Genomic DNA, 21,982 nt, shown 5'->3' on the forward strand with positions numbered 1-21,982 from the left:
ATGAAAAAGTTATTTGAGTTCAAAACAAAGACCATCGTTGCAACCGGACTTGGCGCGGCTTTATTCACCCTGTTATTCATGTATGTGAAGATTCCGACCGGAATTCCGGAAACCGACATTCAGACCGCATACGGCATCGGCGCGTTTTTCGCCGCTCTGTTCGGACCGATCGCGGGCGGACTGATTGCATTCATCGGACATGCGCTGTCTGACGGTATTCAGTATGGGTCTATATGGTGGAGCTGGGTAGTTGCCAGCGGCATTTCCTGCTTCATTATCGGTCTTGTATATCCGAAGCTTCATGTGGAAGACGGTGAATTTGGAAAGAAGGATATCGTTCTTTTCAACATTTACCAGATTATCGGTAACTTTGTTGCGTGGGTTATCGTAGCTCCGCTTCTGGATGTCGTAGTCTATGCAGAGCCGGCAAATCTGGTCGTGACACAGGGCGTCGTAGCTGCTATCAGCAATGCGATTTCTGCAGGCGTCATCGGTTCGATCCTGCTGGTACTCTACAGCAAGACACGGTCCAAGAAGGGCAGCCTGACAAAGGAATAAACCAGTATAAAAGAACCGCCGCCGGCAGGCAAGACCTGCAGGCGGCGGTTCCTTCGTTATTCACGCATTACTCGTCAAACAGCTTTGAATAGATCTCTTCACACAGCGCATCCACGTAAGCCTGGTCGGGAAGGTCCTTCGAGGTAATGAGGAGATCAGAAATCAGCTCGAACCGCTTGAGATTCCTCTCATCCTCGCCCAAATCAGAAAAATCAGCATCGAGGCGCCCGTCAATATCTTCCCTGCGGTAGGCAGAGAGGAACCAGGAGATCAGCTCCTCCGTCTGTTTTTCTTCTTCCTCAATCTCACTGGCCATGCCCCTGGCGGAGCGGAATGTCAGGAAGGCGATGATCAGACAGCCGATCCCCATGACGGTCAGCGTACCCTGAATCAGGTACTTGGAAAAGCCCGCCATGGGCATGTCGAAAATGCCTGCCCAGCATAAGACGGCAAAGACGGTGATGGCTCCTCCAACCAGTAAAAATGCGGAGGCGCTGGATTTGCGGTCTTCGTATTTCTGAGATTTCTTCACGTAGGCAGCGGGCGGACGCACCGGCTTTTCCGCCTTTGGCATCGCCCCGGATTCCTCTTCGGAGGTCTCGCTGTCCAGGTCTTCCTGTATCAGGGCGTCCGGCTCTTCCTCCAGCGCCGCCTTCTGCATGGCCAGGGCTTCCTCCTTCGATTCAAACAGGGGACCGCCGCAGTCGGAACAGACGGTAACTCCTTTGATAAATTCCATGTCACATTTAGGACAGTATGGCATGACGTTCTCCTTTGCATATGGTAATATAGGTAAATTATACCTCTCAATCGTAAATTCGTCTATGAAGAAATGAAAATAGAAAAAAGTAAGGGCGTTTTATGCTTCCCTTTCTGAGCAAAATACGATAGAATAGAGAAAGACATATTAGGAAGGGTTTCAGATGAGTATTAGGATCAGGTTTGCGTTAAGGCCAAAGAACCGGCTGACCGGCTACCGTGAATGGACGCCGGATGCCGCGGAGACGATGATTAAGGAACTGGCTGGAGAGCAGGGCTATACATGCGAGTCTCTATCCGGATGTCTGCTTTGCAGGCTCTGTCCAGAGGGATATATATGGTTCCACTGGGATAAACGGGTCCTTAAGGGGGAGTCCCAGACCAACATCGTGGGGCCCGGCTTTCATGTGGCTGTCATAGCATTTTTAGAGCAGCTGGCCGGGCAAGGAAAATTAAAATTAAAAGTTGATGACAAGACGGGCTATTACTGGAGAAGAGATTTTCTGACTATGCGGAGAAAGTATTTCTATCAGTGGTTTATGGATCTGATGAAACTGGTGTCCGGATGGGAGAATGGGCCGGAATATACATTTTGCTGGCCTTCCAGCTACTATATACCGGAGAAGCAGGACGGAAAGCTGATTACACATATCCGCCCTTTTTCGTTTATGGAAATTCGCGGAGTCGTGAATTCAGGACTCAGTATGGCATTTGCCAGGGATTTTTTTATTTGGAATGAGATTGAAAAGGATGCCGTTTACTACAGAAACTGCGCACTGGTGCTTTTGAATCAGAGCTGCTTTTTTATGCCCTCCAGCAGGTGCGAGACGGATAAGAAGATCAATGACAGGATTATCGAGTGCCTGGAGAAGGCGCTGTCCATGGATTCCAGCCTGCCGTTTCCATTAAAAGAATATCTGGAGATATGCCGCCTTGCAGAGCATGAACCGGTGGATGTAAGCCATGCGGAGCCGCTTTCGAGAGAGCTTTTCGTGGGCTGCCGGAGACATCTCATTTACCGGAAGCTGGGCAATATGAAATTCTGCCTGCCGGGATCTTTTATGTTTGACGAAAACTGCCGCAACGGCATGGATCATTACTACGACGGCGTGGAATACGGCGGTCATGATCTCTACATTTACGCGGTGGTATTAGGTACAGGCGGCACATCCAAATTTAAAAAAGCATGGTTCGAACAGGGGACGCCGGAAGAGGAGTTCCTGTTTGATGTGGATAAAGGAAAGGGAAAAGCGGTCTTTTATGCGCCCGAAGAGAAGGACGGAGAGGTGCTTTACAACATGTCCGCCCAGGTTCTCTACAAAGAACAGAGAACCAATATTAACATAACCTGCAGGAAGCCCGGGGAGATGGAGTGGGCTCTTGATCTGGTAAAGAAGATTACAATAACGGAATAGAGGATTTTATGGAACAGAAAGAGATGAAGACGGGAACACTCTTAAAACGGTTTGTTCCCTATTATAAGAAATACACGCGTATCATGGTGTTGGATCTGCTGTGCGCCTCGCTGACCACGGTCTGCGAGCTGATACTGCCCCTGATCCTGCGCTATATCACCAATCAGGGACTGAAGGATCTGGCCTCACTGACCGTTCAGACGATAGTGGGCATCGGTGTGCTCTACTTCGCCCTCCGGATTGTGGACGGTCTGGCCAGCTTCTATATGGCGTACACCGGCCATGTGATGGGAGCCGCCATTGAGACGGATATGCGTCAGGATGCGTTTGAACATCTGCAGAAGCTGTCGGATAATTATTTCAACAATACGAAGGTGGGACAGATCATGTCCAGGATCACCAGCGATTTGTTCGATGTGACGGAGTTTGCCCACCATTGTCCGGAAGAGTTTTTTATCGCCTTTTTGAAGACCGCTGTGTCCTTTGTCATACTGGCGGGAATCAATCTTCCCCTGACGGTGATCATATTTGTGTTTATCCCCGTGATGGCGGTCTCCTGCTCTTACTTCAACATTCAGGTGAAGAGGGCATTCAAGAAGCAGCGTAACCATATCGGTGAGCTGAACGCCAGAATCGAGGACAGTTTACTTGGCAACAAGGTGGTACGCGCCTTCGCCAACGAGGGTGTCGAGATCGAGAAATTCAACCGGGACAATCAGGAATTTTTAAATATCAAACGCCAGACCTATAAGTATATGGCGGCGTTTCAGAATACGATCCGCATGTTTGACGGACTGATGTATGTGGTAGTCATCGTTGCGGGCGGTATCTTTATGATTAAGGGGCTGATTGATCCCGGTGATTTAGTGGCCTATACCATGTATGTGACAACGCTTCTGGCGACAATCCGCAGAATTATCGAATTTGCGGAGCAGTTCCAGAGAGGAATGACGGGAATCGAGCGTTTTACGGAGCTGATGGACGCGTCGGTGGATATTTTTGATGAAGAAGGGGCGGTTCCCTTACGGGATGTACACGGAAGCATCACATTTGACCGTGTGTCCTTTGAATATCCGGATGATCATAATCCGGTCCTTTCGAATATCGATTTAAAGATCAGGCCGGGGGAGAAGGTTGCCCTGGTGGGGCCGTCGGGCGGCGGAAAGACAACGCTGTGCAATCTGATCCCGCGTTTTTATGATCCTACCGAGGGACGGATTCTGCTGGACGGACAGGATATTAAGAATGTAACGCTGCAGAGCCTTCGCGGAAGCGTCGGCGTCGTGCAGCAGGATGTGTATTTATTCTCGGGTACGGTTTATGAGAACATCGAGTACGGCCATCCGGGTGCCTCCAGGGAAGAAATCCTTGGGGCGGCGAAGATGGCGGGAGCCCATGAATTCATCATGGGGCTGAAGGACGGCTACGACACGTATGTGGGCGAGCGCGGTGTGAAGCTTTCAGGCGGCCAGAAGCAGCGGATCAGCATAGCGAGGGTATTTTTAAAGAATCCGCCCGTCCTGATTCTGGATGAGGCCACATCTGCCCTGGACAACGAGAGCGAACACCTGGTATCGCAGTCCCTGGAACGTCTGGCTGCGGGCAGGACAACCCTTACGATTGCACACAGGCTGACAACCATCCGGAACGCGGACAGAATCCTTGTCCTGTCCGGCAGTAATATTATAGAAGAAGGAAATCACGAGGAACTGATTAAGAAGCAGGGAATCTATTACCAGCTGTACACCTCCGCAGGCGAAGCGGAGCAGAATTAGTGCGGTCCAGTGTATTTACGCCGGGATGCACTTGATGGAAAATGAAGGAGAATAGCAGATGAGAGTAGCGATTGTTACGGACAGTAACAGCGGAATTACACAGGAGCAGGGAAGACAGGCGGGAATCTATGTGGTTCCGATGCCCTTTATGATGGCTGGAGAGACGTATTTTGAGGATATCAGCCTTACACAGAAATCATTTTATGAGAGGCTGGCGGAGGGCGCGGATATCTCCACGTCACAGCCGTCACCCGCGTCTCTGATCGACTTATGGAACGAGTTGTTAAAGGATCACGACTCTGTGATTCACATTCCCATGTCCAGCGGCTTAAGCAGCTCCTGCGAGACGGCCCACGCGCTGGCCGCCGACTTTGGCGGAAAGGTGCTGGTGGTCAACAACCAGAGAATTTCTGTTACACAGCGGCAGTCCGTTCTCGAGGCGAAGGCCATGGCGGATCAGGGAATGAGCGCGGAAGAGATTAAGAGGGTGCTGGAAGAGACGGCCTTCGATTCTACCATCTATATTACGGTGGACACCCTGGAGTATTTAAAAAAGGGCGGCCGGATTACGCCGGCAGCAGCACTGCTGGGAACATTTTTGAAGATTAAGCCGGTTTTGACGATTCAGGGAGAAAAACTGGATGCATTTGCCAAGGCGAGAACCATGAAGCAGGCAAAGAGTATGATGGTTACAGCCATTAAGAAGGATTTGGAGGAGCGTTTTTCCGATCCGGAGGGCGCGGCTGTCCATATGGCGGTAGCCCATACGGATAATGAGACGGCGGCTCTTGAATTTAAAAAGGAACTGATGGAGCTGTTCCCGAAGGCCGGAGATATCTACGTGGACCACTTATCCTTAAGCGTATCCTGCCACATCGGACCGGGAGCGCTGGCCGTCGCCTGTACGAAGAAGCTGTCTCTATGAGCGGAACAGACCGGGAGGTGTGCTTAAGATGTTCTTCCAGGTAAAACCGATTAAACTGAAACACACCGTAAGCTTAAGGCTGGTGCTGATCCTGTTCTTCCTGATCATCGGTCTGGCTCCCATGCTGATCCAGAATAAGATCATGCTGGGAACCTACAGGCAGAACCAGATCGACGCTCGGATTCAGGATATTCAGAACCAGTGCTCGATCCTGAGCAATAAGATGACGCGGGGCGGCTACCTGGTGAATGAACCCAGGGATACGCTGTTAGACAATGAGATGTCCGTGAAAGCGGACATGTTCAATGGCAGAATTGTCATCGTCAATAAGAATTTCCGGATTGTTTCCGATACATTTTCGCTGTCTCTGGGCAAGCTGAACGTATCGGAGGAGGTGATCCGATGCTTCAACGGGGAGAACAGCAGCAAGTATAATTCCGACAAGAATTACGCGGCTCTGACGATCCCGGTTTACTCCAACAGCGAGGACAAGGTAATCGACGGTGTCATGATCGTGACTGCGTCTACCGAGGATCTGCTGACGAGGCTGTCCTCCGTGTCGGAAAAGGGCAGCTTCCTGCACCTTATGATATTTTCCATCCTGGCGATTCTCGTCGTGCTTCTCGTCAAGCTTCTGATGAACCCGTTTAAGGAGCTGCAGTGGAAGCTGAAACGGGTGGAGGAAGGCAACCTGGATGAGGAACTCTCCTCCAACGCGTATACGGAGACGCGGCAGATCACGGAATCGATCAGCAAGACGCTGAAAAAACTAAAGGCGGTGGATCAGTCAAGGGAGGAATTCGTATCGAATGTATCCCATGAGCTGAAGACGCCCATCACCTCCATCCGTGTTCTGGCGGATTCCCTGATGAGTATGGATGACGTACCGGTGGAGCTGTACCGGGAATTTATGACGGATATTTCGGATGAGATCGACCGGGAGAGCAAGATTATCGACGACCTTCTGGCTCTTGTCCGTATGGACAAGACGGCGGGGGCTGAGTTAAATATTGCGCAGGTAAATGTCAATGGACTGCTGGAACTGATTTTAAAGAGGCTCCGTCCAATCGCCGGAAAACGCAACGTGGAGCTGACCTTTGAGAGCATCCGTGAAGTGACGGCGGACGTGGACGAGGTAAAACTGTCCCTGGCTCTCAACAATCTGGTGGAAAACGCCATTAAATATAACGAGGAAGGCGGATGGGTGCGCGTCACTCTCGACGCGGATCACAAGTTTTTTTATGTCAAGGTGGCAGACTCCGGAATCGGCATATCGGAGGAATTCCAGGAGCACATATTTGAACGATTTTACCGCGTGGACAAGGCCCGTTCCAGGGAGACCGGGGGTACCGGCCTGGGGCTCGCCATTACGAAGAATATTATCCTGATGCATCAGGGGGCGATCCGGCTTTCCAGCAAGGAAGGCGAGGGAACCACGTTTACCGTGAGAATCCCGCTCACCTATATTCCATAGAAACAGGAGGACGTAATTTATGAAACGATGGATATACAGTCTGCTCCTCCTGGTGCTTCTTGTCGTTCTGGCAGGCTGCCAGAGGAGAGACGGGAATGAGGAACAGACGGAGGGAGTGTACCAGATCTACTATATGAATTCCTCCATGACGAGGCTGGAACCGCAGGACTATACGATGCCGCAGATGCCGGCGGATGGGACGGCCACCGAGACGGACTGGAAGATCACCAATCTGATGGAGCAGCTCAAGACGGTGCCGCAGGATTTAGACCGCCAGTCGGCTGTCCCGGATAAAGTGGGATTTGAACGGTATAAGCTGGAGGATACGGTACTCTACCTCTATTTTGACAATAATTACGCAATGATGAATCCGACAAGGGAGATATTATGCAGGGCCGCTCTCGTGCGGACACTGACCCAGGCGGAGGGAGTGGACTATGTGGCCATCTATACGGCGGAACAGCCTTTGATGGACAGCACCGGCGTGCCGGTGGGCGCCATGACAGGGGCCGATTTTATCGATAATATCAGCAATGTCAACGCGTTTGAGAAGACGGAGCTGACCCTGTATTTTGCGGACAGCACCGGGGAAAAACTGGTGAAAGAGCAGCGGGAGGTCGTACATAACGTGACCACCTCACTGGAGAAGCTGGTGGTGGAACAGCTGATCGCCGGGCCGGACAGGCCGGGAATAGGCGCGACGCTTCCAAAGGATACGAAGCTGTTAAACGTATCGGTCAATGAAAACGTCTGTTATTTGAATTTTGACGCATCATTTTTAAATAATTCGCTGGATGTTAAGGAATATATCCCAATCTATTCCATTGTGAATTCTCTGGCTGCGGTTTCGTCTGTCAATAAAGTACAGATCGCGGTCAATGGTTCCCAGGATGTGATGTTCCGGGATTCCATTTCCTTAAACCAGCTGTTTGAACGTAACTTGGATTACAACGCGGAGAACGAGGACAGTCCGCAGTAAACAGGAGGAAAGTATTTATAAAACGTCCATTATGTCTGATAGCAGGGGGATTCGTACTTGGAGAGACCGTCGTTCTGCTTTCTCTGACATCAGGACTTCTGATTCCGGCGCTTCTGGCGGCGGGAACAGGTGCAGTATGCTTAAAAAGGAGGAGCAAAGGTGCCGTGTGGCTGCCTGTGTTCCTCCTTTTTGTGCTGCTTGGAATGGGGCGGGCAGGGGATACAAAGCAGAAATGGGAGATGCGGGAACGGGCCTGTATGGATATGGCCGGCATTTTTTCAGAACTGCATGGACGGGTGAGTGCGGTGGAGGAGTCTGAGGGAAAGGTACAGATTACGCTTGAGGAGAATGTGGTGCGGCCGCTGGCTGGGGGCGGAGAGGGCCGGTCCTTCAGCATGAGCCGGCAGATTCCTTGTGTACTGGTATCGTGGAAAACGGATGCGACGGAAGATATGCCGGACGCCCGGGACTTTAAGATTGGCAGTAATGTTACTGTGAGAGGCAAGCTGGAGTTATTTGCACGCGCCAGGAATCCGGGAGAGTTTGATTCCAGGAGTTATTACCGCGGACAGGGAGTGGACTGCCGCATGTACGGGGAAGAAGCGGAGATTTCGGGAGGAGACGTCTCCCCGCTTCCGGAGCTTTTGCGGCAAATCCGGGAAAAGGCGAAGCAGAATATTATGAGATCTGCGGCGGCGGAAGACGCGGGTATCTTTTCTGCGGCCGTTTTGGGGGATAAGAAAGCGCTGGACAGCGAGATCAGGGATTTATATCAGAAGAACGGTATCGCCCATCTGCTGGCCATCAGCGGCCTTCATTTATCAATTATCGGAATGGGGGGATATAAGCTGTTAAGAAAAGCCGGTTTAGGCTATAAAGGAGCCGGACTGGCGGGAACTGCTTTTATCTTCTGCTACGGCGCGATGACCGGCGGATCACCTTCCGTGGTGCGGGCCGTCGTCATGATGAGCACCGGTTTCCTGGCTTCTTATCTGGGAAGGACCTACGATCTTCTGTCGGCGCTGTCCCTGGCGCTTCTGATGCTGGTATGGGAAACACCGGAGCTTTTGACGCAGGGAGGTGTTCAGCTGTCGTTCGGCGCTGTCTTTGCCGTGGGAAGTGTGCTTCCTGTCATTCAGGATTATCTGGGAAAGGGACGAAAGATTCTGGGCGCGCTGGCGGTGAGCGCTGCGATTCAGCTGGTGACGCTCCCGGTAATTCTGTGGGATTTCTTTCAGTTCCCTGTTTACGGAATTTTCCTGAATCTGCTGGTGATCCCGCTGATGGGAGGCGTCATATGCTCCGGGATCGGGACGGCTCTGCTGGGCGGGATTTCCTATAAGGCGGGTGCGCTGGCCGCGGGAACCGGTCACTATATACTGCGGTTTTATGGATGGCTCTGCCATGGGACGGAACGCCTTCCGTATCATACGCTGGTGATGGGAAGGTCGGCTGCTGCGGCTGTGATTCTTTATTATATGGTGCTGCTGGTGGTGCTGATCGGGATGAAGAGAGCGGTAGGGAAGAGAGACGAGGCGGAAAAAAAGAGAGAAGAGGTAAAAGAGAAACAAGAGGTAAAAGAGAGAGAAGAGGTAAAAGGGGGAATAGAAGGAGACGAAATAATTGGAATGGCCGAAAAATCCCGCCCAATATGGCTGAGAACGGCCCTGTTTTTCTGTATCTGCGTATTTCTGCCCTGTATTCTGATGCCGCGCCCTGTTGACGGGATGGAGATTCTGTTTCTGGATGTGGGACAGGGGGATGGAATTCTGCTTCGTTCCGGCCGCGGCGCCATGCTGATAGATGGGGGGAGTACCTCGGAGAAGAAGCTGGGAGAGTACCGGCTGGAGCCGTGCCTGAAGAGCTGTGGGGTATCGGTGATTGAGTATGCCTTTGTCAGTCATGGCGACCTGGACCATATAAGCGGTGTCCGCTATCTTCTGGAGTCCTGTGAGGAGATCGAGATACGCAATCTGCTTCTGCCCTGCCAGGGAAGGGAAGATGATGCGCTCCTAAGCCTTGCTGAACTGGCCAGGGCCAGGGGGACAAAAGTATCATTGATTGAAGCTGGAGATAGCTTTTATATGGAAGGGATCGGCGTGACCTGTCTCTATCCGGGAATTTCTGATCTGCCTGCGGATAAGAACGAGGAGTCCGAGGTATTGAAGGTGGACTATGGAAATTGCCATATTTTATTTACCGGAGATATGAGCGGCGAGGGAGAGCTGCGTCTTTTGTCTGCCTTATCGGAAAAACCGGGCGTGCTTTCGGAGATTCAGATATTGAAAACTGCTCACCATGGTTCCCGGTTTTCTTCCGGAGAGACATTTTTAGACGCCCTGGGCGTTAAATGGGCGGTGATTTCCTATGCGGAAGGGAATTCCTACGGCCATCCTCATAAGGAGGTGCTGGAACGTCTGGGTGACCGAAGCGTGAAAATCTATGGAACGGCGGAAAGGGGAGCGATTACGATGAAGACGGATGGGAAAAGGGTGAGGTGGAAGGCGTTTTTGGATTGAGAGCGGTTTTTGTTCGTTGACGCATCGGAATTCCCTTAGTATAATGGTACCAGTGACGAAAGGCAGGTAGAAAGGAAAGACATCATGCAGAATCTCACTCAGGATATTAAAAATCATAGCTTCAAACCGGTGTATTTGCTGTACGGCGATGAGGCATTTTTAAAAAACAGCTATAAAAACCAGATGAGAACCGCCATATCCGGCGATGATACCATGAATTATAACTATTTCGAGGGGAAGGGGCTGGATTTGAACGAACTCATCAGTCTTGCAGACACAATGCCTTTCTTCTCGGAAAAACGTCTGATTATGGTCGAGGACAGTGGATTCTTCAAGGGTGCGTCAGACGAGCTGGTCGCTTATTTGCCCCAGATGCCGGATACGACCTGCATCATTTTTGTGGAATCTGAAGTGGACAAGCGCAGCCGGATGTTCAAAAAGGTGAAGGAAATCGGCTATGCGGCGGAGATGGCCAGACAGGATTTTGCACAGCTTTCCAGGTGGGCAGGAGGAATTCTGGCCAGAGAGGGAAAGAAGATTACCGGGCGCACCATGGAGCTTCTCTTAAATATGACCGGAGATGATATGGAAAATATACGGATGGAGCTGGAAAAACTGGTAAGCTTCACTATGGGGCGCGACGTGATTACGGACGAGGATGTGGAAGCGATCTGTACAGTTCGTGTGACCAATAAGATATTTGATATGGTGACAGCCATTGTGAACCGTCAGACGAAAAAGGCCATGGATTTGTACGAAGACTTACTTACGCTCAAGGAACCGCCGATGAGAATTCTGTTTCTGATTGCCAGACAGTTTAATCAGATTCTGCAGGTGAAGGAACTGATGGCAAAGGGGATGGATAAAGGGGCCATCGCCTCCCGAATCAAGGTGCCGCCGTTTGTGGCAGGCAAGATGATGCCCCAGGCCAAGACATTTACCCGAGAGCAGATTCTTTCCTGTGTGACCCAGTGCGTGGAAGCGGAAGAAGCGGTTAAGACCGGGCGGCTGAATGACCGGATGGCGGTCGAACTGCTGATTACAAGAAAATTTTAAGACGTTGAGTAGTCTTTATGGCGGAATGAAAAAGAAAAAAAGGAAGGAAGATACCGTTGATGGTATGCTTCCTTCCTTTTTCTATACAAATTGAGATATTGAATTTTATTGCATCTGAAAACATGCCATATAACGCTGGCCTGCCTGTTCCCAATTTATTACATGGAATAAATCGTCGATATAGTCGGCTCTGAGATTGTAGTGCTTTAAATAGTAGGCGTGTTCCCAGACATCGAGATTGAAGACGGGGCACAAGCCCAGTGGGAGCGGAGTATCCTGATTTTTCGTGGTAGTAATCATGAGAGAACCATCTGCGGCGACTACCAGCCAGGCGTATCCGGAGCCGAAGACGGATAACGCGGCCTCCTTAAACTTCTTTAAAAAGGCGTCAAGACTTCCGTATTCCCTGCGGATGGCATCGGCCAGTGCTCCGGTTGGCATTTGGTTCGAAGCGGGAGCCAGGCCGGTGAAGTAGAGCAGGTGGTTGTAAACTCCGCCGCCGTTATTTCGTACCGCTGTCTGGATCTCCTCAGGAAGGCTGGCAATATTGTATATAAGCTGTTCCAGCGTCCAGTTATGAAAACGGGAATAATCAGCCAGCGCCTTGTTAAGGTTGTCAACGTAGGTCTGAAGATGACGGTCGTGGTGAAGCTTCATGGTCTTTTCATCAATATAGGGTTCGAGTGCCTGATAGGCGTATGGCAGCGGGGGATTGGTGAATGGATAATGATAAGTTAGATTGGTCAAGGGTAACGTCCTTATGCGCTTTTTCTATCATATGCTGGCGGGAAGCGTGCAGTGAGAAGTGTTTTCTTTTTTAAAGGGCGGAGGAGGAGAAGGATAACCTCCGCCCCTGGGGGGATGAGCTGCAAAATACAACTCACTTTAATAACGTATATAGTTTCTGTTTGTGATGCATTTTTTTGAAATAGACAAAATGTTTTAAAAGTAGAGCAAGATTGTGATAAAATAGATTGAACTATAAGATAAATAAGGCGTTATAAGCTATTTCCTTATGAGAGTGACCGTTTTAACCGTGGGACTGGACCGTTGCTCATGCCAGGCGCACAAGAATGGAAAGCTGGCTGCTTCGGTCCATTAGGCCCGGCTTAACTGCATGGATCTGGGACGGCATCTGATCCAGGAGACGAGGCTCCCAACGAATCGCGTGATCCGGCATTGCGACGTCAAATGAAGTGGTGCCCACGCAAGAGGGTGGACAGCCCGGAAGGCTGATCTGGCAGCATATGGGGGCATTACTGGTTACGAATAATTTAAGACAGGGAATCTCGTGGTACAGTGGACAGAATAATCACGACTTGTCACCTTTGTCCTCTCTCTGCATATAATAAATTATAATTTAACATATATAAAAAAGGGGAAATAAATTATGTGTAATATATGTAGATGTCTCTGTGGTAACTGGTGTGGTTGTAGAAATAATAGCTGTAATAATAGCTGTAATAATTGCTGCAGATGCGTATGCAACAATCCCTGTGAAAATAATTGTAATAACAATTGGAATTGCAACTGCGGCAATAACAACAATAACAACAATAATTGCTGCTTCGATCCATGTGCCAGAGAAAGAAAAGAAGCTTATGAGGCCGGATTTAGAGACGGCTGTAACAATGCCTCCTGCAGGCAGGATAACTGTGGTTGCTAATGATATCTATAAAAAGGGCGGTCCGTTTGGGCCGCCTTAAGTATTCCTTGTATTTGTGTTTGCAATAACCGTTTTCATGATAGAATGGTCTTCCCGCAGCCACACGTTTCCTTATAACAGTATTCATATCTGTTGATATCCGCCAACTTAAATAAAAAAATGCCGCTGGCTGGAGTCAGCGGCCATATCTTTTAAACCGTTTTTCAAGCAGTCTGGTATCTATTCTTACGTGCCGTGTTATTAATATATCTTATGCACTTAAAAATAGAACATCTTTGACCTTCATATTATCATTCCCTTATTCCAACAATATATCTGAGTATATGGAAAAGTCATGGAAGTATATGAATTATATATCCTGTTTCTTCCTATTACAAATATTAGAAACTTTCTATAAATAGTAACAAAGTAGCAACAAATCTAAATATAATAAAACAAAAAAATCCCCATCCAGTGGGTTAAGCCGAACGGGGAATTCCTTTATTTATCAGGTTTTTCTATGAATTAAGCCATTGCGTTAACAGCCTTAGAGATACGGGATACTTTTCTGGAAGCAGTATTCTTATGATATACTCCCTTAGTAGCAGCCTTATCGATCTCAGCGATTGCGCTTATTAAACATACCTGTGCAGCAGCCTTGTCACCGGCAGTAATAGCAGCGTCAACCTTCTTAATCGATGTTTTCACTCTGGATCTGATCGCTTTGTTTCTAGCAGCCTTAGTCTCGTTAACTAAAATTCTTTTTTTCGCGGATTTAATGTTAGCCAAATCTGTACACCTCCAATTTTAATTGATATATGGTTATTCTTTGTTTTGCATCAAAGCCTGGACACGGACAGTTCAATGTAAACATACCTTAGTATTTTAACGAATAAAGCTTCTAATGTCAATACATAATTCCTGATTTTTTGCAGAAAATACCAGAGAAAAGAAAAAAAGTCGCAGTTCACGACCCGTCGGCACCTGCTGTCCGGTCTGCCCCGGCCGGTTTACCCGACCTTTCCTGTTCCGGTTTCGGGCACAAACACTTCTAAACGTGCAGAATTTTTTTAAAAACCAGAGGAAATCCCCAAACTCGCTGCACTCAAACAGGTGGGGATTTCCCCTGAACGAAAAATCCTGCGCGTTAAGAATTGCTAATACCCTGCAAAGTCACAGAAAAGGTCGGGTAAACCGGCCGGGGCAGACCGGACAGCAGGTGCCGACGGGTCGTGAACTGTTAAAGAAAGGTGAGAAATATGAAAAATACATTCGAAGTTCGGACGGATCTTGCAGTAGAGGAGAAGGAAAGCTTTCCAGGAAATGGCGGAGAAATAAGTGGGGTATCCTTAAGAGAGTGGCATCGGGCGGACAGCCGCATCAAGATGACGGAAGTGAAAATACTGGATAAGAAGGGCGAAAAGGCCATGGGGAAACCGATGGGCTCCTATATTACACTGGAGGCAGACCAGTTATCCAGAAAAGATGAAAATTATCACAGAGAGGTGTCGGAAGAGCTGGCACGGCAGATTGGGCAGCTTCTGGAGGGCGAAGACTACCGGGCCTCCGGCTTCCATGTTCTGGTGGTCGGTCTCGGCAACAGTTCTGTGACACCGGACTCTCTGGGGCCGAGAGTGCTTAACAATCTCCAGGTCACGAGACATTTGAAGGTGCAGTATGGGGATGAGTTCTGGAATGGGCGCAGTATGCCGGTCATCAGCGGTATTGTTCCAGGCGTCATGGCTCAGACCGGGATGGAGAGTGCGGAAATTTTAAAGGGTATTATTCATGAGACGAAGCCAAATCTGATTATTGCAATCGACGCGCTGGCCGCAAGGAGCGTGAAACGGCTGGGAACCACCATTCAGCTGACCGATACGGGAATTCATCCGGGTTCCGGCGTTGGCAATCACCGTCACAGCTTAACGAGGGAAAGTCTGGGGGTTCCGGTTATGGCAATCGGTGTGCCTACCGTGGTGGGAGCGGCAGCTATCGTGCATGACACCGTATCCGCCATGATTGCCGCCCTGTCTAAGGGGATGGAGACGAAAGGAATGGGGGATTTTGTGGGAAGCATGAGCTCTGACGAGCAGTATGATCTGATCCGGGAACTGCTGGAGCCGGAATTCGGCCCACTTTATGTGACTCCTCCGGATATCGATGAGACGGTAAAAGAATTGAGCTATACCATTTCCGAGGGAATCCATCTCGCTTTTATGGGAGAGGAAGAGGAGTAAGGGGTAAATGGTGATTTTCCTGCATAGTATATAAGCGAGGGACTTTTTTCTTTCCGGGGCGCCGTGAAAGAAATGCAGGAAGGTGTTTATGAAGGAGAAGGGCGGAAGGATTAACTGGCTCATCAGACATATGATGCTTATCACCGGCCTGGTACTTGCCGTCCTCCTCTTGTTCAGGGGAGCGGCGGGAACCGGACGGGCGGCAGGCAGAGAGCGGCTTACTGCCTTGATAAATGACCAGGCGGATGCCGGGCTCGAGTGGATCTGGCGTATGAATTATCCTGCTGCTGGACGGGCAGAAGAAAATGAGACGAAGATGGTTAAAGCGGAAGAGGAAAGCATCAGCGGTCTTATCTGCCGCTTCATATTTGGGCAGTCACCTCTGTACCGGTATCTGGGCAGGGAAGAGGGCGGTGAAATAAACTACAAGGAAGAAGATCCGGCATTTGCTGGGTATCTGGAAAGCGGAAAATTCTATGAAGAACATCAGTACCTGATGTATGACGGCGGTGAAGAGACCGGAGCCGGTACCATGGAGCAGGCCGGCACGACGGTGCTGGCCGCTAATGGCGATGGAGCCGGCGGAGAAGGAACTTCCGGAGCGCCGGGGACAACAGCCGGCGGGAATGCAGGGAATGACGAAAACGCAGGAGCCGTCGAAAATGCAGGAATGAATGGGAACGCTGCAGCTCTCCCCAAAAAAGACGATAATATGACGTGTGCTGCCAGCGTCCTGCCTCTCATAGGCACAACCTACAGGAAAGAGCAGCTGGCCGACTACGACTACATGATGAAGCATTTTTACAGTGTGCACACCTCGACGACAGCGGGACGTGATCTTATGAAGGCGGATGAATTTCTGGCAAAGGACTTTACACTGGAGGGAAGTAATGACAAACCGCAGATTTTAATTTACCATACCCATTCCCAGGAGGAATTCTCCGATTACGGGCCTGATAATAAGGAAGCAACCGTGATTGGGATCGGAAATTATCTGACGGAGCTTCTGACGGCCAAGGGTTATCATGTGATCCATGACAAATCGGTCTATGACCTTCAGAACGGAAAGCTGGACCGGAATAAAGCGTATACATACGCCCTGGACGGGGTCACGAGGATTCTTCAGGAGAATCCCTCCATCGAGGTCATCCTGGATCTGCACCGGGATGGGGTCAATGAAAGCCTTCACCTGGTCAATGAGGTGAATGGAAAACCGACGGCTCCCATTATGTTTTTCAATGGTGTCAGCCAGACTCCGGAGGGACCGATCGAGTATCTGCCCAATCCGTACCGCAGTGATAATCTGGCATTCAGTTTTCAGATGCAGCTGGATGCGGCGGCCTATTTCCCAGGTCTGACCAGGAAAATTTATATCAAGGGTCTCCGGTATAATCTCCATCTTCGTCCAAGGTCCGTGTTAATTGAGGTCGGCGCACAGACAAATACATACCAGGAAGCACGAAATGCCATGGAACCGCTTGCGGAAGTTCTGAATATGGTGTTGCAAGGAAATTAAAAAAATGGTATATTTTTAAAGCAGGAACATCATTGCCGTGTCATTTTGTATCAGAGCATATCTGAAAATTCATTTCCGCCATCTGCACGCCTCACTTCGCGGTATACCGGGCCCCAATTCAGTCAGCGTAGCCCGCTACGCCTCCTTCATCGGGGCCCGGTCTCCCACAAAGTGTGACGTACAGTTGACGAAAAGCAATTTTCAGATACGCTCTGGTATCATCAACTGCAGAAAAATGGAAAAGAGGAAAGTAAATGGCAACTGTTGACCAGAGTAAAATACGCAATTTTTGCATTATCGCCCATATTGATCATGGGAAGTCAACCCTTGCGGACAGAATCATAGAGAAGACCGGACTTTTGACAAGCCGGGAAATGCAGGCCCAGGTTTTAGACAACATGGATTTGGAGCGGGAACGCGGAATCACCATCAAGGCCCAGACCGTCCGTACCGTATACAAGGCGGAAGACGGAGAGGAATACATTTTCAATATGATCGATACGCCGGGGCATGTAGATTTTAACTATGAGGTGTCCCGGAGCCTGGCGGCCTGTGACGGCGCCGTGCTCGTGGTGGATTCATCTCAGGGTATCGAGGCCCAGACGCTGGCCAATGTCTATCTGGCGCTGGATCATGACCTGGACGTATTTCCGGTTCTGAATAAGATCGATTTACCGAGTGCGGAGCCGGAACGTGTGGTGGGAGAGATTGAGGATGTGATCGGAATTGAAGCCCACGACGCTCCAAGGATCTCGGCTAAGACAGGCGAGAACATTGAGGAGGTCTTAGAGGCCATCGTAAAGAAGATTCCCGCACCCAAGGGGAATCCGGATGCGCCGCTCCAGGCTCTGATCTTTGACTCTCTGTACGATTCCTACAAAGGCGTCATTGTATTCTGCCGTATCATGGAAGGCCGTGTAAAAAAGGGCGTCAGAATCCGTATGATGGCTACAGGAGCGGTGGAAGAGGTCGTGGAGGTCGGCTATTTCGGCGCGGGCCAGTTTATCCCCTGTGATGAACTGAGCGCGGGTATGGTTGGCTACGTGACAGCCAGTATCAAAAATGTGAAGGACACCGCTGTGGGTGATACGATTACGGACGCAGACAATCCCTGTAATAAACCGCTCCCGGGTTATAAGAAAGTCACCTCCATGGTGTACTGCGGTATGTACCCGGCGGATGGTGCCAGATATAACGATTTAAGGGACGCGCTGGAGAAGCTTCAGCTTAATGATGCATCCCTGTTCTTCGAGCCGGAGACGTCTCTGGCACTGGGCTTCGGCTTTCGGTGCGGTTTTCTGGGACTTCTGCATCTCGAGGTTATCCAGGAACGTCTGGAGAGAGAGTATAACCTGGACCTGGTAACCACGGCGCCAAGTGTTATTTACCGGGTCTATAAGAAGACCGGTGAGATGATACAGCTGACGAACCCGTCGAATCTCCCTGATCCGTCCGAAATCGAATACATGGAAGAGCCGATTGTCAGCGCGGAGATCATGGTGACCACTGAGTTTGTGGGAGCGATCATGAAGCTGTGCCAGGAGAGACGCGGCGTCTATCTGGGAATGGAATATATGGAAGCAACCCGTGCCCTTTTGAAGTACGAGCTTCCGCTCAATGAGATCATCTATGACTTCTTTGACGCTTTGAAATCACGTTCCAGAGGTTACGCCTCCTTCGATTACGACTTAAAGGGGTACGAGCGTTCCGAACTGGTGAAACTGGATATCCTGGTGAATAAGGAAGAGGTGGATGCGCTGTCCTTCATCGTACATGCGGAATCCGCTTACGACCGGGGACGCCGGATGTGCGAAAAGCTGAAGGAGGAGATCCCGAGACAGCTGTTCGAGATTCCTATCCAGGCGGCCGTCGGAGGAAAGATCATTGCAAGAGAGACCGTCAAGGCCATGCGCAAGGATGTACTTGCCAAGTGCTACGGCGGTGACATAACCCGTAAGAAAAAACTCCTTGAAAAGCAGAAGGAAGGTAAAAAACGTATGCGCCAGATTGGTAACGTAGAGATACCACAGAAGGCATTTATGAGCGTACTGAAGTTAGATGATGAATAAAAAGAAATTGGAAATCTATGTGCACATTCCTTTCTGTGCAAAGAAATGCGCCTATTGCGATTTCCTGTCGTTTCCGGGTAACATGCGGATGCGCCGGGAGTATACGGACAAGCTGCTGGAAGAGATACGCATTCAGAGCAGCTTTGTACGGGAGTATCAGGTTGATACCATTTTCCTGGGAGGGGGAACGCCTTCGGTCCTGGATGTGAGCGATATTACAGCTATCATGGGGGCGCTTAAGGAACACTATGACATCGCGCCCGATGCGGAGATAACGATCGAAGTCAATCCGGGGACGGTGAAGATGGAAGGTCTCGTCGCCTACCGGGAAGCTGGAATCAACCGCGTCAGCATGGGACTTCAGTCGGCGGATGACACGGAGCTTCGCTATCTTGGGAGAATCCACACCTACGACGAATTCTTAAAGAGTTTCCAGAGGGTGCGCATGGCAGGATTTACGAATGTCAATGTGGACCTGATTTCCGCCATTCCGGGACAGACTCCGGAATCATGGAGAAATACGCTGAAAAAGACGGCTATGCTGAAGCCGGAACACATATCCGCCTACAGTCTGATCGTAGAGGAAGGAACGCCGTTTTACGACCGTTACGGCGGCCATGTGGAGATGGAGAGCTATGAGATGTCTCCGGAGGAACGCCGCCGTTTAATGGCGCTTCCGGACCTTCCGGACGAGGACACCGAGCGGGAAATGTATTACATGACCAGGAACTGTCTGGCCGAACAGGGATATGAGCGGTATGAGATATCCAACTATGCCAGACCCGGCTTTGAATGCCGCCACAATGTGGGATACTGGACCGGAACCGGGTATCTTGGACTGGGACTGGGCGCCTCCTCCTATTTGGAGGGATGCCGTTTCCACAACACATCCGATTTCCAAAGCTACGTATCGGCCCATTTCGACGACGAAGCAGAGTTTTGTCAGGCGCTCAGACAGGATATGGAGCAGCTGAGCGTAAAGTCCAAGATGGAAGAGTTCATGTTCCTGGGGCTCCGCCTGACACGGGGCGTATCGGCAGAAGGCTTTATCACCCGGTTCGGACAGAGTATACGAAACGTCTATGGCGGTGTGATCGACAAACTGGAGCGGGAGGGCCTGCTGGAACATAAAAACGGCTACTACCATCTGACCGAGCGGGGGCTTGATTTGAGCAACTATGCGATGAGCCTTTTCCTGCTGGACTGATGAAAATAAATGGTACAGAAAACCGCTGTTAAATTAGAAAGTTTCCCATTCTAATTTAACAGCGGTTTTTGTATTGTCCCTTTTTATTACCATACAGGGTCTGCCCTAATTATTTTCTTTACTGAACCAGGAACACTTCTGCACTTCTGGTACCATATGCCCTCGTCTCCCCGTGAGTATTAAAGAAGATATCGACATGGTTTCCTTTCACTGCGCCGCCGCGGTCCTCTGCGGTATAAATCACGCCGTTGATCATAATCCTGCTTCCGTAAGGAATCACTCTCGGGTCAACCGCGATCGTGTGGTTGGCGGAGGCGATGGCTCCTGTGCTGGTGTGGCGTCCCCACCCTTCGGAGCAGGCGGAACATGGGCAGTAGCCGGTGGTCTTAAAGACACCGAGGGAGCGGAGCGTTCCTGCGCTTCCGTCAGAGCTCATGACCTGCATGTCGCCGACACTGTGTACCTTCGGGCTGGAGAGCTTCATTCCTGACGCATAGGCTTCAACGAGATAGGAACCATCTTCATACGATTCCCAAGGTACGATCACTTCAAATCCGTAATTGCCGGTTCCGGTGCCTTTCCTAACCAGGTCTTCCCGATAGTCATCGGCGGGAGCCGTGTACTCGGCCTCTGTCTGTCCTGTCGCCTGATTGGTGACTGTGACCTTGACTTCTACCGCGGAAGCGGGATCGGAGCTGTTCCAGGCCCAGCCCCGGACGCTGTCGCCCTCCACACAATCCAGAACTCCGGGTGTCTGCCCTGCGAGAGCCGGGACGGCGGTACCTAATAAAAATGTCATCATAAGTAAAGTTCCGAAGAACAGTTGATTTCGTTTCAATCGTTTCATGTAATAAATACATCCTTTCTTTTTTACTAACTGTAACATATCTTAATATATTATAAATATATGTAACAGTTTTGTAATAAATGAGGTACAAGTACACATTTTACACTATTTTCCAGATTTGTCAAGGATATGAATAAAAAAAAGAGGCGCCCGATGTTTCATAAGGCGTCTCTATTCGTTCTAATGTGTCGATTGAAAGGTTTTTCTTCTTATATTATAATTCAGGATTTACTCCGCAATTGCCTGAAATACTTCCTGTTTTTTTACTCCATAGTCCAGTGCTTCCTGGTGGCTGGAGAAGTAGAGATCCACGGTGTGGCCGTCCACTCCGCTTCCGATGTCCTCCACAGTATAAACGGTTTCACCGATCATCACCTTTGTTCCAAGGGGAAGTACGGTGATGTCTGCTGATATGGTGTGGTTTGCCTGCGGCACGGTACCGGAATAGGTGAGGCCGCTGCCGCCGGAACATTGACTGCAACCGCAGTATCCGGTGGTCTTGAAGATTCCAAGGGACTCTCCCTTTTTATATCCTCCGAAGGTTTCTTCCACCGGTTTCTCCTCTTTTTTCGGGATTCCGGGGCCGATCTCTTCGCTGGTGCTTTCTTCCGGTACTGTGATGACCTTTGCCGCTTTGGCGGCTCCGTCTTTGTAAATATGCAGTTCAACCGCTGCAGTCTCGTCTGATTCCGCGCTGTCCTTCAGCCACCCTGTAATATGGTTTTCATCCACGGCCGTGAGAGCGCCCTTTTCTTCGGCAGCCAGAGCCGTTATGGATAAAAGCAGAGTACAGAGGAGCGTCACACACAGCATCAGAAGAAGCTTTCCTGATTTCTTTTTCATGATTTACCTCGCAATATTATGATTTTTCTGTGAAATATGATAGAAAAATGTGTTGTTATGGTGTATCAATTTTCATTATATTACAAAACTGTTAAATGTCAAGGGAATACTGGCAATACGTTTGTAACATTTGTCACAGTTCCCCGCCCCCGCCGCCC

18 protein-coding genes and 2 pseudogenes are annotated in these 21,982 nt (G+C 49.9%); 14 read left to right on the plus strand and 6 right to left on the minus strand.

Annotated elements, in window-relative coordinates:
• Positions 1 to 558 (plus strand): ECF-type riboflavin transporter substrate-binding protein, encoded by a 558-nt coding sequence (locus DFR60_RS17470; RefSeq protein ID WP_002602455.1) that lies wholly within the window; start codon positions 1 to 3, stop codon positions 556 to 558.
• A 67-nt stretch (positions 559 to 625) separates the two neighbouring features.
• Here the strand turns inward: DFR60_RS17470 and DFR60_RS17475 are convergent, their stop codons facing one another.
• Positions 626 to 1,321, minus strand: coding sequence for a hypothetical protein (locus DFR60_RS17475; RefSeq protein ID WP_110324043.1), 696 nt, complete (start codon positions 1,319 to 1,321; stop codon positions 626 to 628).
• A gap of 160 nt (positions 1,322 to 1,481) precedes the next feature.
• On the opposite strand from DFR60_RS17475, the gene DFR60_RS17480 reads away from it, so the two are divergent.
• The 7 genes from DFR60_RS17480 (at position 1,482) to holA (ending at position 11,460) form a co-directional block, all read left to right on the plus strand.
• A complete protein-coding gene (locus DFR60_RS17480; RefSeq protein WP_110324044.1) occupies positions 1,482 to 2,732 on the plus strand; it encodes a hypothetical protein in 1,251 nt (416 codons plus the stop codon).
• 8 nt (positions 2,733 to 2,740) lie between these two features.
• Positions 2,741 to 4,507 carry an ABC transporter ATP-binding protein gene (locus tag DFR60_RS17485; protein WP_110324045.1) on the plus strand — a complete coding sequence of 589 codons (1,767 nt, stop codon included), beginning with the start codon at positions 2,741 to 2,743 and terminating at the stop codon, positions 4,505 to 4,507.
• 58 nt (positions 4,508 to 4,565) lie between these two features.
• Positions 4,566 to 5,432, plus strand: coding sequence for a DegV family protein (locus DFR60_RS17490; RefSeq protein WP_002602459.1), 867 nt, complete (start codon positions 4,566 to 4,568; stop codon positions 5,430 to 5,432).
• Positions 5,433 to 5,460: 28 nt separating this feature from the next.
• Positions 5,461 to 6,906 carry a sensor histidine kinase gene (locus DFR60_RS17495; RefSeq protein WP_110324046.1) on the plus strand — a complete coding sequence of 482 codons (1,446 nt, stop codon included), beginning with the start codon at positions 5,461 to 5,463 and terminating at the stop codon, positions 6,904 to 6,906.
• A gap of 19 nt (positions 6,907 to 6,925) precedes the next feature.
• A complete protein-coding gene (locus DFR60_RS17500) occupies positions 6,926 to 7,885 on the plus strand; it encodes a GerMN domain-containing protein (RefSeq protein WP_110324047.1) in 960 nt (319 codons plus the stop codon).
• A 113-nt stretch (positions 7,886 to 7,998) separates the two neighbouring features.
• A complete protein-coding gene (locus tag DFR60_RS17505) occupies positions 7,999 to 10,404 on the plus strand; it encodes a ComEC/Rec2 family competence protein (protein ID WP_243005115.1) in 2,406 nt (801 codons plus the stop codon).
• Positions 10,405 to 10,488: 84 nt separating this feature from the next.
• Positions 10,489 to 11,460 (plus strand): DNA polymerase III subunit delta, encoded by a 972-nt coding sequence (gene holA / locus DFR60_RS17510; RefSeq protein WP_002602463.1) that lies wholly within the window; start codon positions 10,489 to 10,491, stop codon positions 11,458 to 11,460.
• Between the two features lie 105 nt (positions 11,461 to 11,565).
• Here the strand turns inward: holA and DFR60_RS17515 are convergent, their stop codons facing one another.
• Positions 11,566 to 12,207: a superoxide dismutase gene (locus DFR60_RS17515; protein ID WP_110324049.1), complete on the minus strand. Its 642-nt coding sequence runs from the start codon at positions 12,205 to 12,207 to the stop codon at positions 11,566 to 11,568.
• 668 nt (positions 12,208 to 12,875) lie between these two features.
• On the opposite strand from DFR60_RS17515, the gene DFR60_RS17520 reads away from it, so the two are divergent.
• On the plus strand, positions 12,876 to 13,166 hold the full coding sequence (locus tag DFR60_RS17520) for a hypothetical protein (protein ID WP_025530560.1): 291 nt from the start codon (positions 12,876 to 12,878) through the stop codon (positions 13,164 to 13,166).
• Between the two features lie 464 nt (positions 13,167 to 13,630).
• Here DFR60_RS17520 and rpsT read toward each other — a convergent pair whose 3' ends face one another.
• Positions 13,631 to 13,894 carry a 30S ribosomal protein S20 gene (rpsT, locus tag DFR60_RS17525; RefSeq protein ID WP_002602465.1) on the minus strand — a complete coding sequence of 88 codons (264 nt, stop codon included), beginning with the start codon at positions 13,892 to 13,894 and terminating at the stop codon, positions 13,631 to 13,633.
• A gap of 470 nt (positions 13,895 to 14,364) precedes the next feature.
• Between rpsT and gpr the strand changes: the two genes are divergently transcribed.
• The 3 genes and pseudogenes from gpr to DFR60_RS31325 all read left to right on the plus strand — a co-directional run.
• Entirely contained in the window at positions 14,365 to 15,342 is a 978-nt protein-coding gene (gpr, locus tag DFR60_RS17530; RefSeq protein WP_110324050.1) for a GPR endopeptidase, read from the plus strand.
• Between the two features lie 88 nt (positions 15,343 to 15,430).
• Positions 15,431 to 16,858, plus strand: a complete 1,428-nt coding sequence (gene spoIIP, locus DFR60_RS17535; protein WP_110324051.1) for a stage II sporulation protein P — start codon at positions 15,431 to 15,433, stop codon at positions 16,856 to 16,858.
• Between the two features lie 37 nt (positions 16,859 to 16,895).
• Positions 16,896 to 17,081 (plus strand): annotated as a pseudogene (locus DFR60_RS31325) (DUF6783 domain-containing protein); the annotation flags it as partial.
• Here DFR60_RS31325 and DFR60_RS31330 read toward each other — a convergent pair.
• Positions 17,019 to 17,153 (minus strand): annotated as a pseudogene (locus DFR60_RS31330) (hypothetical protein); the annotation flags it as partial. The pseudogenes DFR60_RS31325 and DFR60_RS31330 sit on opposite strands and share 63 nt — an antisense overlap.
• On the opposite strand from DFR60_RS31330, the gene lepA reads away from it, so the two are divergent.
• Together lepA and hemW are read left to right on the plus strand one after the other, a co-directional pair.
• Positions 17,113 to 18,927 carry a translation elongation factor 4 gene (lepA, locus tag DFR60_RS17545; protein ID WP_110324052.1) on the plus strand — a complete coding sequence of 605 codons (1,815 nt, stop codon included), beginning with the start codon at positions 17,113 to 17,115 and terminating at the stop codon, positions 18,925 to 18,927. The pseudogene DFR60_RS31330 and the gene lepA sit on opposite strands and share 41 nt — an antisense overlap.
• Complete coding sequence (hemW, locus tag DFR60_RS17550) at positions 18,917 to 20,134, plus strand: radical SAM family heme chaperone HemW (protein ID WP_110324053.1); 1,218 nt, start codon at positions 18,917 to 18,919, stop codon at positions 20,132 to 20,134. Before lepA ends, hemW begins: the two co-directional genes overlap by 11 nt.
• A gap of 118 nt (positions 20,135 to 20,252) precedes the next feature.
• On the opposite strand, the gene DFR60_RS17555 is transcribed toward hemW, so the two are convergent.
• Together DFR60_RS17555 and DFR60_RS17560 are read right to left on the minus strand one after the other, a co-directional pair.
• Positions 20,253 to 20,981 (minus strand): 3D domain-containing protein, encoded by a 729-nt coding sequence (locus DFR60_RS17555; RefSeq protein ID WP_110324054.1) that lies wholly within the window; start codon positions 20,979 to 20,981, stop codon positions 20,253 to 20,255.
• A 228-nt stretch (positions 20,982 to 21,209) separates the two neighbouring features.
• Positions 21,210 to 21,824 carry a 3D domain-containing protein gene (locus tag DFR60_RS17560; RefSeq protein ID WP_110324055.1) on the minus strand — a complete coding sequence of 205 codons (615 nt, stop codon included), beginning with the start codon at positions 21,822 to 21,824 and terminating at the stop codon, positions 21,210 to 21,212.
• Between the last annotated feature and the right edge of the window lie 158 nt (positions 21,825 to 21,982).

Source organism: Hungatella effluvii, assembly GCF_003201875.1.
Classification (GTDB): domain Bacteria; phylum Bacillota; class Clostridia; order Lachnospirales; family Lachnospiraceae; genus Hungatella; species Hungatella effluvii.

Bases quoted from the DNA above. Each gene is read 5' to 3' on its own strand.
- spoIIP (WP_110324051.1), top strand. From the start codon at position 15,431: ATGAAGGAGAAGGGCGGAAGGATTAACTGGCTCATCAGACATATGATG.
- lepA (WP_110324052.1), top strand. From the start codon at position 17,113: ATGGCAACTGTTGACCAGAGTAAAATACGCAATTTTTGCATTATCGCC.
- DFR60_RS17490 (WP_002602459.1), top strand. From the start codon at position 4,566: ATGAGAGTAGCGATTGTTACGGACAGTAACAGCGGAATTACACAGGAG.
- hemW (WP_110324053.1), top strand. From the start codon at position 18,917: ATGATGAATAAAAAGAAATTGGAAATCTATGTGCACATTCCTTTCTGT.
- holA (WP_002602463.1), top strand. From the start codon at position 10,489: ATGCAGAATCTCACTCAGGATATTAAAAATCATAGCTTCAAACCGGTG.
- DFR60_RS17470 (WP_002602455.1), top strand. From the start codon at position 1: ATGAAAAAGTTATTTGAGTTCAAAACAAAGACCATCGTTGCAACCGGA.
- DFR60_RS17495 (WP_110324046.1), top strand. From the start codon at position 5,461: ATGTTCTTCCAGGTAAAACCGATTAAACTGAAACACACCGTAAGCTTA.
- DFR60_RS17480 (WP_110324044.1), top strand. From the start codon at position 1,482: ATGAGTATTAGGATCAGGTTTGCGTTAAGGCCAAAGAACCGGCTGACC.
- DFR60_RS17555 (WP_110324054.1), bottom strand. From the start codon at position 20,981: ATGAAACGATTGAAACGAAATCAACTGTTCTTCGGAACTTTACTTATG.
- DFR60_RS17500 (WP_110324047.1), top strand. From the start codon at position 6,926: ATGAAACGATGGATATACAGTCTGCTCCTCCTGGTGCTTCTTGTCGTT.
- DFR60_RS17485 (WP_110324045.1), top strand. From the start codon at position 2,741: ATGGAACAGAAAGAGATGAAGACGGGAACACTCTTAAAACGGTTTGTT.
- gpr (WP_110324050.1), top strand. From the start codon at position 14,365: ATGAAAAATACATTCGAAGTTCGGACGGATCTTGCAGTAGAGGAGAAG.
- DFR60_RS17560 (WP_110324055.1), bottom strand. From the start codon at position 21,824: ATGAAAAAGAAATCAGGAAAGCTTCTTCTGATGCTGTGTGTGACGCTC.
- DFR60_RS17475 (WP_110324043.1), bottom strand. From the start codon at position 1,321: ATGCCATACTGTCCTAAATGTGACATGGAATTTATCAAAGGAGTTACC.